Raw genomic sequence first — 12,321 nt, 5'->3', positions numbered from 1 at the left:
GACTGTCATGCCCGCGAAGGCGGGCATCCAGAGTCACTTGTGCCGGCGGTGCAACTGGATTCCCGCCTACGCGGGAATGACAATCGTAAGACTGCGGGATCGGTCTAGATGTCCGACTCGCTCGCCATCGACGTGCGCGGCCTGACCAAGCGCTTCGGCGTCAAGCTCGCCGTCAACCGCATCGACATCGCCGTGCCGGCGGGTCAGGTGTGGGGGTTCTTGGGCCCCAACGGCTCGGGCAAGACCACGACCATCCGCATGCTGTGCGGCCTGCTCAGCGCCACCGAAGGCGAGGGCACGGTGCTCGGCCACGACTTCCGCACCCAATCCGAGCGGATCAAGCGCGATGTCGGCTACATGACGCAGAAATTCAGCTTCTGGGAGGATCTGTCGATCCGCGAGAACCTGGATTTCGTCGCCCGGGTCTACGAATTGCCGCATGCCCGCGCGACGGTGACCCAGACGCTCGAGCGCCTCGGCCTGGTCAAGCGCCAGGAGCAATTGGCCGGCGATCTCTCCGGGGGCTGGAAGCAGCGCCTGGCGCTAGCCGCGTGCATGCTGCATTCCCCGAAAATGCTCCTGCTCGACGAGCCGACCGCCGGCGTCGATCCGAAGGCGCGGCGCGATTTCTGGGACGAGATCCACCGCCTCTCCGGCGAAGGGCTGACGGTGCTCGTCAGCACGCATTACATGGACGAGGCGGAGCGCTGCGACCGCATCGTCTACATCAATCTCGGCAACGTCATGGCGCGCGGCACGGTGGCCGAGGTGGTGGCGCAGTCGGGACTTTTCACCTTCGTGGTCGAAGGCGAGGGCGCCCGTGCCCTGGCGGGCAGGCTGCGCGGCCGGCCGGGCGTGGAATTCGTCGCCTTCTTCGGCGCGGCGCTGCATGTCAGCGGCAGGGATCGCGCCGCGCTGGAGGCCGCGCTGGCGCCGTTCCGAGACACGCCGGACCTCGCGATCCACGAAGCCCCGCCCAGCCTGGAAGACGTCTTCATCCAGCTCCAGGAGCGCGGCACGGGGGACTACGCGTGAGCGCGGCATTCTCCCTCCGCCGCATCTACGCCGTCCTGATCAAGGAGTTCATCCAGCTCCGCCGCGACCGGTTGACCTTCGCGCTCATCTTCGGCGTACCGCTGATGCAGCTCCTGCTGTTCGGCTTCGCGATCAACAACGATCCCAAGCATCTGCCGACGGCGGTCTCGATCCTGGATCCCGGCACCTTCGCCAATTCCATCGTCGCGGCGCTCCGCAATTCCGGCTATTTCGAGATCGTGCAGGCGACCGACGATCCCGCCGTCGCGCGCCGCCTGCTCGCCGAGGACAAGGTCTCCTTCATCGTCGAGATCCCGACCAATTTCAGCCGCGACCTCGTGCGCGGCGCCCATCCCGAACTCCTGATCGAGGCCGACGCCACCGATCCGGCCTCCGCCTCCAACGCCGTCGGCGCGCTGGGCGAGATCGCGAGCGACGCCTTGCGCGACGACCTGACCGGACCGCTCGCCGTCCGCGCGCCGCCGACGCCGGCCTTCGCCACCGTAATCCACCGCCTCTACAATCCGGAGGTCATCACCCAGTACAACATCGTGCCCGGCCTGCTCGGCATCATCCTGACCATGACCATGGTGCTGATGACGTCGATGGCGCTGACCCGCGAGCGCGAGCGCGGCACCTACGAGAATCTCCTCGCCATGCCGACGCGGCCGCTGGAGATCATGATCGGCAAGATCGCGCCCAACATCCTGGTCGGGCTCGTGCAGGCCTCGCTCGTGCTCCTGGCGGCGCGCTTCGTCTTCGGCGTGCCGATGATCGGCTCGCTCGGCCTGTTGTTCGTGGTGGCGGTGCTCTTCATCGCCGCCAATCTCGCCGTCGGCTATACCTTCTCCACCATCGCGCAGAGCCAGCTTCAGGCGATGCAGATGATGGTGTTCTTCCTTCTGCCCGCCATCCTTTTGTCCGGCTTTGCGTTCCCGTTCCGCGGCATGCCGGTCTGGGCACAATGGATCGGCGAAGTCCTGCCTGTGACGCATTTCCTGCGCGTGGTGCGCGGCATCCTGCTCAAGGGCAACGGCCCGGCGGAGATCTGGCCCGATGTCTGGCCGCTCATTCTCTTCCTGTTCGCCGTGGGCACCATCGCGCTGCTGCGCTTCCGCCGCACCCTCGATTGAGGTTATCGTTGGTCGGCCAAGCAAGGGTCTGCGCCATCGACATCTACGCGCTCTACAACAGGCTATCGCGCCACTTCCGCACGCGACGGATGAACGCGTTCGTCCATTTGTTCGGCATCGTCGACGGCACGACGGTCGTCGACATCGGCGGCGGTCCCTTCAACTGGACGCTCATCGCGCGGAAGCCGCGGGTCATCGCTTTCAATCTGATCGGCAAGCCCAGGATCGTGGGCAATGTCGTCTGCAAGTTCGGCGATGCCCGTGCTCTTCCCGTGGCTGCCGGCGCCTTCGATGTGGCCTTCAGCAACTCGGTCATCGAGCATGTGGGGGACTGGCAGGCGATCCAGGCTTTCGCGCGCGAGGTGCGTCGTGTCGCCCCGCGCTATTATGTGCAGACTCCCAACCGGTGGTTCTTCGTCGAGCCGCATCTGCTCGCCGTCTTCATCCACTGGCTGCCGACCCCATGGGCGGTCCGGCTGATGCCCTGGCTCTCGCTGCGCGGCTGGGCCCAGCGTCGCAGCCGTGCTCAGACCGAGGCGTTCCTGCGCGGCATTAAGCTATTGACCGTAAAGGAGATGCGGGAATTATTTCCTGATGCGACAATTCGACGGGAGCGCTTCCTGGGGATGACCAAATCGATCATCGCCATACGGACATGATCCGCCGGTAGAACTAAGACGTCGAGCGGACCTTGCTAAAGCGAACCGGCCGTTACAAATTCCCGGCCACTCCCCGGCAAGCGGGGCGTTTACCTTCGGAAATTCGAGTGGGGACCGAACGCTTCGCATGACCGGGTTGTCTCTTGTACTGCAATGTGTCCTGGCGGGCGTGCTCTGCATCATCGCGGCGCTGTCGATCCAGCTCGTGGTGCTTAGCTATTTCCGGCTCTTCAGCGCCAAGCCGCGCGTGCGCCTGCCGCTGCTCCCCGACGAGGCGCTGCCGCGCGTCCTGGTGCAGCTTCCGGTGTGCGACGAAGGCCCGCTCGCGGTGCGGGTTGCCGCAGCGGCGGCCCGGCTCGATTGGCCCGCCGACAAGCTGGAGATCCAGGTTCTCGACGACGGCCGCGTCGGCGATCCGGGCGAGCTCGTCCGCAACATCCTGAGCGTGGTGCCCGACGGCGTGAACCTCAACGTGCTTCGCCGCAACGACCGCAGCGGCTTCAAGGCCGGCAATCTCGCCTTCGGTCTCAATCACTCCGACGCGCCCTATGTCGCGATCTTCGACGCCGATTTCGTGCCGCCGACCGACTTCCTGCGCCGTTCGGTGCCCGCGCTCGTCGCCGACCAGGGCCTCGCCTTCGTCCAGGCGCGCTGGGGCCACGCCAACCGCACCAAGAACTGGCTGACGCGGGCGCAGGGCATCCTGCTCGACGCCCATTTCGCGGTCGAGCAGGAAGGGCGCTTTCGTGCCGGTCTGCCGATGTCGTTCAACGGCACCGCCGGGGTGTGGAGCCGCAAGGCGATCGACCATGGCGGCGGCTGGACCGGCGACACGCTGACCGAGGACCTCGACCTCTCCATGCGCTGCGTGATGAAGGGCTGGCGCTCGGCCATGCTGTCCGACATCGAAGTGCCCGGCGAATTGCCGGAGACCGCGGCCGCCTGGCGCTCGCAGCAGGCGCGCTGGAACAAGGGCCACGCCCAGACCGCGGTCAAGCTGATGCCGCTGATCTGGGCAAGCGCCATGCCGCTCTGGAAGAAGGCGGCGATGACCCTGCAGATGGGCCAGTTCGCGTTTTTCGCGCTGGCCTTCGCGAGCGCCGCCATCAGCCTGACGCTGATGTATATGGACGTGGTCTATCTGCTCAGCGTCTCGCTCCTGGGCCTGTCGGTATCCGCCCTGGGTCTGGTCGCCTCGGCCGGCTACCTCTATCTGGGCCAGGTCGTGCTGGGGCGCGAGAAGCTGCCCTGCATCGCCCGGTCGATCGCGCTGGCCGTGGTCTTCCCCTCCGGGCTGATCCTGGCCAATACCCGCGCCACGCTGGAAGCCTTCTTCAGCTCGGAAATGACCTTCCACCGGACGCTTCGCCCGGGGGAGCGCTATGCCGGCGGCTGGCGCGGCGGGCCGGAGCTGGCGATCGGTCTTTTGCTGCCGATTTTCGCCTTTACCGAACAGTCCTGGAGCGCCCTTTTCTTCTTCTTCGCCGTCACCGGCCTGGTCTCGATCGGGGCCATGGGCCTCACCGGATCGGGCAATTCGGTGCCCCGCCGCGGAATCCGGCCCGAAGAACGGTAAAAAAATCAAGTAAACTTTGATCTTTTCAAATGCGGTGGGTTTCTCTAACTGCGATTTGAACCCGACCCGATAGCGTGGCCATCCGGCTGCTGCACCGGGCCTTGAAGGGGTAAATCGCATGAACGCTGGACCGCTCGTCCGGATCGCGTCCGTTGTAGCCGTGTGCGCCCTGCTGGGCGGCTGCGGTGCGACGGCCGGGACCGGCCTGACTACCGCCGACCTTGCCTATACCCCCGTCGTGCGAGGCACCACGCCCGCGACGCCGCTGGTGGACCCGACCCTCTACCCCGACGACGACGCCGATACGGCGCCCTCCACCGTCGAAGGCACCCATCTGCAATGCGTGCCCTATGCGCGCGACCATTCCGGCGTGAATCTCTTCGGCAACGCCACGGCCTGGTGGGACAAGGCTGCCGGCGTCTACGAACGCGGGTCGTCGCCCATGCCCGGCGCGGTCCTGGTCCTCAACGGCTATTCCCGTCACCGCGCCCATGTCGCGGTGGTCCGCCGCATCGTCTCGCCGCGCGAAATCCGCGTCGACCACGCCAACTGGCTCGACGACGGCGCGATCTACGTCAACGACCCGGTGGTCGATGTCAGCGAGAACAACGACTGGACCCAGGTGAAAGTGTGGAACATCCGCAGCGGTTCCTGGGGCACCCGCGTTTATCGCGTCCAGGGCTTCATCGGGCCCGGTCCGGCCGGCAATCCGGTGGTCGCCTCGAACCGGAGGTCCCCGGCGGATGACCCGATCGCCCGTCAGATCGCCGCCACGGGCGCCGATATGGACGCGCCCGACGTCGATCGCTGAAGATTTTCAGCCCTTTAGCGGAATTCTGCGCTATTCCGCCTCTCCCCTCTTTGCGTCTCGGGCGGGGGAGCCTATTTTCCCGCCCCTCGCGGCACGGAACTTTTGTCGCGAGTCCCGCCCGAAAGGGGCGAGAGCGTTGCAAACCTTGAAGGCCAGCTTCGCGTTACCGCCCCACCGGATGAGCCCTAAGCCAACCCCGTGAGCCAGCCAGAACGCCTCGCCTCGGTTTCGGCGAACGATCCCCTCGCCGGCATCGACGTGCCCGCCGTGCACGCGCCACCGGTGGCCGAGGGGCCGCGCTCGCTCAAGCGCGACGCGGTGCTGACGCTGGGCGCGCTCGGCGTCGTCTTCGGCGATATCGGCACCAGCCCGCTCTACGCGATGCGCGAGACGGTGCTCGCCACCACCAAGGTCGGCGCCATGCCGGCCGAGCTCGCGATCTTCGGCGCGCTGTCGCTCATCCTGTGGGCGCTGGTCATTATCGTGACGCTGAAATACGTCGTCCTCATCATGCGCGCCGACAACAATGGCGAGGGCGGCGTGCTGGCGCTGGCCACGCTGGCGCACCGTTCGGCCCGGCTCGGCCGCCGCGTCAAGGCGATGATCGGTTTCGGCGCCATCCTGGGACTGGCGCTGTTCTACGGCGACGGCATGCTGACGCCGGCGATCTCGGTGCTTTCGGCGGTGGAAGGCCTGACGGTCGGGCGTCATTCGCTCGAGCCGTTCGTGCTGCCGCTGACCCTGGCGATCCTGATCGGCATGTTCCTCATCCAGAGCCGCGGCACGGCGCGCATCGGGCGGCTGTTCGGTCCGGTCATGGTGGTGTGGTTCGCGGTCCTGGCGATCCTGGGCGTGAGCTGGATCGTCCGCGCGCCGATCATCCTGACCGCGCTCAATCCCTATTACGGCATCATGCTGTTCGTGCGCGAGCCCTGGACCGCCTTCGTCGCGCTCGGGTCGGTCGTCCTGGCGGTGACAGGGTGCGAGGCGCTCTATGCCGACATGGGCCATTTCGGGCGCCGGCCGATCCGCGCCGCCTGGTTCATCGTGGCGCTGCCGGCGCTGGTGCTGAACTATTTCGGCCAGGGCGCTTCGCTGCTGATCAATCCGCATCATGCCGCCACCGCCTTCTACTCGATGGCGCCCGCCTGGGCGCATTATCCGCTGGTGGCGCTGGCGACGCTGGCGACCATCATCGCCAGCCAGGCGGTGATCTCGGGCGTGTTCTCGATCACCCGCCAGGCGGTGCAGCTCGGCCAGCTCCCGCGCATGGAGATCCGCCACACCTCGATGACCGATTACGGCCAGATCTACGTGCCGCGCATGAACGCGCTCCTGCTGATCGGCGTCGTCCTGATCGTCCTGACCTTCCGCAACTCGTCCAACCTCGCCGCCGCCTACGGCATCGCGGTGACCGGCGTGATGGTGATCGACACCTTCCATGTCAGCCTGGTGGCGGCGCGGCAATGGCATTGGGGCCTGAAGCTCGCTTTCGGCGTGTTCGGCCTCCTGGCGCTGATCGACGTCACGATGCTGCTCTCCAACCTGCTCAAGATCCCGCAAGGCGGCTGGCTGCCGCTCGCCATCGCCGCCGGCGTGTTCCTGGTGATGGAGACCTGGCGCATCGGCCGCCGGGCCCATCAGGAGCGCATCCGCAGCGAATCCATGCCGCTCAGCCTGTTCCTGGAGCGGGCCGACAAGTTCACCACGCGCGTCGCCGGCACCGCCGTGTTCATGAGTTCGCGCAACGACGTCATGCCGGGCGCCCTGCTGCACAACCTCAAGCACAACAAGGTGCTGCACGAGCGGGTCATCCTCTGCAATGTGATGGTCGAGGATCAGCCGCTGGTCCCGCCGGAGAAGCGTCTGGAGGTCGAGAAGCTCGGCAAGGGCTTCTATTCGGTGAAGATCCATCACGGCTTCTTCGAGACGCCGGACGTGCCGCGCGCCTTGTCCGAGGCGCGGCCCTTCGGCATCGTGGTGGATGTGGAGACCGCGACCTTCTTCATCGGCCATGAGACGCTGGTGCCCGCCGAGCATCCGGTGCTCGGCCGCTGGCGCACCTGGCTCTACATGCAGCTTGCATCCAACGCGCTGTCGCCGGCGCGGTTCTATCACCTGCCCCCCAACCGCGTCGTCGAGCTCGGAACGCAGGTGACGATCTGATGACGGGGTTCGTCGCGTCCACTTTCCATTGTCATGCCCGCGAAGGCGGGCATCCAAAGTCGCTTGGGCCGGCCGTGGATTCCCGCCTCCGCGGGAATGACAGTCGGGACGTTGCGACGACTCGATGACAGCGGCCGCGATCGCATCGCCGACCGGCTGGCGGCGCGAAGCCGGCCTGACGCTCGGCGCCTTGGGCGTCGTCTTCGGCGACATCGGCACCAGCCCGCTCTACGCGGTGAAGCAGTCGGTGATCGCGGCCGGCGGCCTTTCGCCCGGGCCTTTCGCCGTCCTCGGCGCGCTCTCGATGATCTTCTGGTCGCTCGTGATCGTGGTGACGGTCAAATACGTCGTCTTCATCATGCGCGCCGACAACAATGGCGAGGGCGGCGTCATGGCGCTGGCGGCGCTGGCGCATCGCTCCTCGGGGCTGGGCCGCCGCCTCAAGACCGCCATCGCGCTGGTCTCGCTCGCCGGCCTCGCGCTGTTCTACGGCGACGGCATGCTGACGCCCGCGATCTCGGTGCTCTCGGCGGTCGAGGGCCTGGGCGTCGAAAGCGCCGGCCTGAAGCACCTGATCCTGCCCCTGACCCTCGCCATCCTGATCGGCCTGTTCCTGCTGCAGCGTTTCGGCACCGAGCGCATCGGCAAGATGTTCGGCCCCGTCATGGTGGTGTGGTTCGTGGTGATGGCGGCACTGGGCGCCGCCGCCATCGCGCACAATCCGCAGATCCTCGAATGCATCAATCCCTATTACGGCTATGCGCTGTTCGCGCGCGAGCCCTGGACCGCATTCGTCGCGCTCGGCTCGGTGGTGTTGGCCGTGACAGGATGCGAGGCGCTCTATGCCGATATGGGCCATTTCGGGCGCGGACCGATCCGCAATGCCTGGCTCTATTTCGCCTTCCCCGCGCTGCTGCTGAACTATTTCGGCCAGGGCGCGGTGGTGCTTTCCGATCCGCGCGCCACCGCCAATACCTTCTACGCGCTCGCACCGCACTGGGCGCATTACCCGGTCGTTGCGCTCGCCACCATGGCCACGGTGATCGCCAGCCAGGCGGTGATCTCCGGCGTCTTTTCCATCACCCGCCAGGCGGTTCAGTTGGGCCAGGTGCCGCGCATGGAGATCCGCCACACCTCCGCGACCCAGCTGGGCCAGATCTACGTGCCGCGCATCAACACGATGCTCGCGGTCGGCGTCGTGCTGATCGTGCTGATCTTCAAGACCTCCGACGCCCTGGCCGCGGCCTATGGCATCGCGGTGACCGGCGTGATGGTGATCTCGACCTTCCTGGTCGCCGTGGTCGCGGTCCGGCGCTGGCGCTGGCGCCTGCCGGTGGTGATCGCGGTGTTCGGCACGCTCGGCCTCGTCGATCTCGCCTTCCTCTCGGCCAATACGCTGAAGGTGGTGCAGGGCGGCTGGCTGCCCCTTGCGATGGCGGCGCTGGTATTCGTCCTGATCGACACCTGGCGCGTCGGCCGGCGGGTGCATCTGGAGCATCTGCGCGACGGAACGCTTCCCATCGATCTCTTCCTCGCCCGCGCCCCGGCGGAGCGCGTCGCCGGCACCGCCATCTTCCTCGCCGCCCGCACCGACGTGACGCCGGGCCCGATGCTGCACAGCCTCAAGCACTATCACGTGCTGCACGAGCGCGTGGTCCTGACCTCGATCGCGGTCGACGACGTGCCGTTTGTTCCCCTTACCCGCCGTGTCGAGGTGAAGAAGCTCGGCAAGGGCTTCTTCGAGGTGAAGATCCGCTTCGGCTTCTTCGAATTCCCCGACGTGCCCGAGGCGCTGACCCGCTGCCGCGCCTATGGCCTGCCGCTGGAGCCGGAGACCTGCACCTATTTCCTCGGCCGCGAGACGCTGGTCGCGGGCGAGCATCCCGGCCTCAAGAGCTGGCGCATCGCGCTTTACACATGGCTGGCGACCAACGCGCTCTCGCCCGCGCGCTTCTTCCAGCTCCCGCCCAACCGCGTGGTGGAACTGGGCACGCAGATCACGATTTGAATCTTGGCACGTCCCGTCGAAATCCATGCCGTCATCCGCCGCGAATGCGGCGGACCCAGGTGAAACCTTGCAACGAATGTGCAGGCTCCAACCGGGTGCCCCGCATTCGCGGGGCATGGCAAACCTTACTTAGTTGGCGCCGGAATCCCCTGCTACAATCGTTATCCGCCCGCAGCACCCATCGAACAGGCCCATGAAAATCCGCTCCGCCGTCCTGGGACTGCTCATCGCGACCGTGTCGGCGCTGCCGGCCTTCGCCGCGCCAACCGTCGTCGTCGAACAGGGCGTGCTGTCGGGCGTCGGCGGCGACGGCATCGACGCCTACAAGGGCATTCCCTACGCCGCGCCGCCGGTCGGTCCGCTGCGCTGGCGCGCGCCCAAGCCCGCACTGCATTGGCCGGGCACCCGCGATGCGACCGCCTTCGGTCCCATCTGCCCGCAGCATCCGACCGAGGGCCTCCTCGTCCACGCCAATCTTCCGCAGAGCGAGGACTGCCTGACGCTGAACGTGTGGACGCCCGAGACCCGCTCGGCAAAGCTTCCCGTCATGGTGTGGATCCATGGCGGTGGCTTCACCCAGGGCGCGTCCTCCGTGCCGCGGTTCGACGGCGCCGCGCTGGCGCGGCACGGCGTCGTTCTGGTGAGCATCAACTATCGCCTCGGCCGACTCGGCTTCTTCGCCTATCCGGGACTCGAAGAGGTGAATTTCGGCCTGCTCGATCAGATCGCGGCGCTCCAATGGATCAAGCGCAACATCGCCGCGTTCGGCGGCGATTCCGGCAACGTCACCGTGTTCGGCGAATCCGCGGGCGGCGTCAGCGTCGATGCGCTGATGGTCTCGCCGCTCGCGAAAGGCCTGTTCGCCAAGGCGATCGGCGAATCCGCCGGCCTGTTCAAGACCGACACCCTGGCCGAAGCCCGCGCCGCCGCGCAGGCGTTCGCCGTCCGGCTGAACGCCACCGGCCCCGACGCGCTGACAACGTTGCGCGCCGTCGGCGCCGACCGGGTCGTGAGCGACGACGAATCCGGCCCGGTCGTCGACGGGCACGTTCTCACCGAAGAAATCGTGGACGCGTTCGCCGCCGGCCGCTTTGCCGCCATGCCCTATCTCGCCGGCACCAACAGCGACGAAGGCGCGCTGCTCGGCGCCGGCGATGCCGGCTGGCTCGACGCAGCGCTGGGCGCCCGGCGCGATGCGGTGCGCGCGCTGTACGAGACGGACGGCAAGCTGAGCGATGATGCCTTCCATCGCCTGGTCTTCAGCGACAAGTTCCTCGCCGGTCCCGCCGCGGCGCTCGCGACTGCCGTGTCGCGCGCCGGCTTACCCGCCTATGTCTATCGCTTCGGCTTCCTGGCCGATCTGGCGCGGCGCCGCGGCCTGACCGGCGTGCCGCATGGCGGCGAGATGATCTTCATCTTCGGCTTCGGTCCCCTGGCAGCCTTCGCCCCGCCGCAGGACACCGCGATAAGCCAGGCGATGCAGTCCTATTGGACGAATTTCGCCAAGACCGGCGATCCCAACGGCGCCGGCCTGCCGCCATGGCCGAAATTCGAAGGCGCCGCGCCGCAGACATTGGTCATCGACGATCACCCGCACCCGGTCGCGAACTTCCGCAAGACGGAGTTCGATGCGGTGCGGCGGCCGTGATTTAAAAAGATTGTCATGCCCGCGCAGGCGGGCATCCAGAGTCGCTTGCGGCCAAGGCTGGATTCCCGCTTACGCGGGAATGACACTCCGGAAGCGGCCGGGCTCAATCCAGCGCGTACACCAGCGCCTTGAGATACGCCGTCTCCGGCAGCATCGGATGCACCGGATGGTCCGGCCCCGCGCCGGCCTGGCGGATCAGCGCCGCCCTGCGCCCGGCGCGCGCGATGCCCGCGGCGCACTCGCTCGCGAAGCGCTCCATCGGGATGTTGTGCGAGCACGAGGCCAGCGCGAGGAATCCGTTCGGCGCCGTCACGTCTGCGCCGAGCTTCGCCAGCTTGCGATAGGCCTTGGCGCCGGGCTCCAGGTCCTTCTTCGCCCGCACGAAGGGCGGCGGATCGGCCACCACGATGTCGAACGTTTCCTTCGCCGCCGCGAGCCGCTCCAGTTCCTCGAACACATCGGCCTTGACGCCTTTCACCCGCACGCCGTTCGCCGCCGCGGACTCTTCGGCGAGCGCGAGTGCCGGCGCCGATGAATCGAGGCAGATCACTTCCGCCGCGCCCGCCTTGGCCGCCGCGATGCCGAAGCCGCCGGTGTAGCTATAGGCATCGAGCACCGTCCGCCCCTTCGCCAGCGACGCCAGGAAGGCGCGGTTGTCGCGCTGGTCGTAGTACCAGCCGGTCTTCTGCCCGGCGCCGAGATCGGCGAAATAGCGCGCGCCGTTCTCCTCGACCGCGATGCGCCCCGCCTCGCCCTTGGCGGCGCGGACATGCTCGTCGAGCCCTTCCAGAACCCGCGACGGCGCGTCGTTGCGCAGGATGACGTTCGCCGGCTCCAGCACCTTGTCGAGCGCCTTCAGAAGCGGCTCGGTCAGCGCCTCCATTCCCGCCGTGGTGATCTGCGCCACAAGGCTGTCGCCGAACCGGTCGATGGTCAGCCCCGGCAACCCGTCGCCCTCGGCATGCACCAGCCGGTAGAACGGCCGCGCATAGAGCGCGCTGCGCAGCGCCAGCGCCCGCTCCAGCCGGCGCACGAAGAAACCGGTGCCGATGACGGTGTCGACCGCCTTGTCCAGCACGCGCAGCCCGATCAGGCTCTTCGGGTTGAAATAGCCGGTGCCGAGCGGCTGGCCGTCATCGAACAGGATGTTGACGACGCTGCCGGGCGCCAGCGCCTTCGCCGCGGCGTCCATCTGGATTTCGTTGGAGAAGATCCACGGCGCGCCGGCGCGGGCGCGGCGGCCTTCTTTCGGCTTCAGCTTGACGGTTTTGTGGCTTGTCATGGC

The 12,321-nt window shown here is 67.3% G+C and carries 9 protein-coding genes; 8 read left to right on the top strand and 1 reads right to left on the bottom strand.

Annotation, left to right across the window (positions count from 1 at the left end):
• Positions 1-108: 108 nt before the first annotated feature.
• The 8 genes from WDN01_16495 (at position 109) to WDN01_16460 (ending at position 11,036) form a co-directional block, all read left to right on the top strand.
• On the top strand, positions 109-1,035 hold the full coding sequence (locus WDN01_16495) for an ABC transporter ATP-binding protein (GenBank protein MEJ0027627.1): 927 nt from the start codon (positions 109-111) through the stop codon (positions 1,033-1,035).
• Positions 1,032-2,168 carry an ABC transporter permease gene (locus tag WDN01_16490; GenBank protein MEJ0027626.1) on the top strand — a complete coding sequence of 379 codons (1,137 nt, stop codon included), beginning with the start codon at positions 1,032-1,034 and terminating at the stop codon, positions 2,166-2,168. Before WDN01_16495 ends, WDN01_16490 begins: the two co-directional genes overlap by 4 nt.
• 8 nt (positions 2,169-2,176) lie before the next feature.
• On the top strand, positions 2,177-2,827 hold the full coding sequence (locus WDN01_16485; GenBank protein ID MEJ0027625.1) for a methyltransferase domain-containing protein: 651 nt from the start codon (positions 2,177-2,179) through the stop codon (positions 2,825-2,827).
• A 127-nt stretch (positions 2,828-2,954) separates the two neighbouring features.
• Positions 2,955-4,403, top strand: coding sequence for a glycosyltransferase family 2 protein (locus tag WDN01_16480; GenBank protein ID MEJ0027624.1), 1,449 nt, complete (start codon positions 2,955-2,957; stop codon positions 4,401-4,403).
• Positions 4,404-4,521: 118 nt separating this feature from the next.
• Positions 4,522-5,214: a CHAP domain-containing protein gene (locus tag WDN01_16475; protein ID MEJ0027623.1), complete on the top strand. Its 693-nt coding sequence runs from the start codon at positions 4,522-4,524 to the stop codon at positions 5,212-5,214.
• Positions 5,215-5,412: 198 nt separating this feature from the next.
• Positions 5,413-7,380 carry a potassium transporter Kup gene (locus WDN01_16470; protein MEJ0027622.1) on the top strand — a complete coding sequence of 656 codons (1,968 nt, stop codon included), beginning with the start codon at positions 5,413-5,415 and terminating at the stop codon, positions 7,378-7,380.
• A gap of 124 nt (positions 7,381-7,504) precedes the next feature.
• Positions 7,505-9,388 carry a potassium transporter Kup gene (locus WDN01_16465; GenBank protein MEJ0027621.1) on the top strand — a complete coding sequence of 628 codons (1,884 nt, stop codon included), beginning with the start codon at positions 7,505-7,507 and terminating at the stop codon, positions 9,386-9,388.
• A gap of 193 nt (positions 9,389-9,581) precedes the next feature.
• On the top strand, positions 9,582-11,036 hold the full coding sequence (locus tag WDN01_16460) for a carboxylesterase family protein (protein ID MEJ0027620.1): 1,455 nt from the start codon (positions 9,582-9,584) through the stop codon (positions 11,034-11,036).
• Between the two features lie 103 nt (positions 11,037-11,139).
• Here the strand turns inward: WDN01_16460 and WDN01_16455 are convergent, their stop codons facing one another.
• The gene (locus WDN01_16455; GenBank protein MEJ0027619.1) at positions 11,140-12,318 is read right to left on the bottom strand and encodes a class I SAM-dependent rRNA methyltransferase; all 1,179 of its coding nucleotides are present in this window, start codon (positions 12,316-12,318) and stop codon (positions 11,140-11,142) included.
• Positions 12,319-12,321: the final 3 nt, after the last annotated feature.

The organism is Rhizomicrobium sp., from assembly GCA_037200985.1.
GTDB lineage: Bacteria > Pseudomonadota > Alphaproteobacteria > Micropepsales > Micropepsaceae > Rhizomicrobium.
This window is presented reverse-complemented; position numbering and strand designations above follow the sequence as displayed.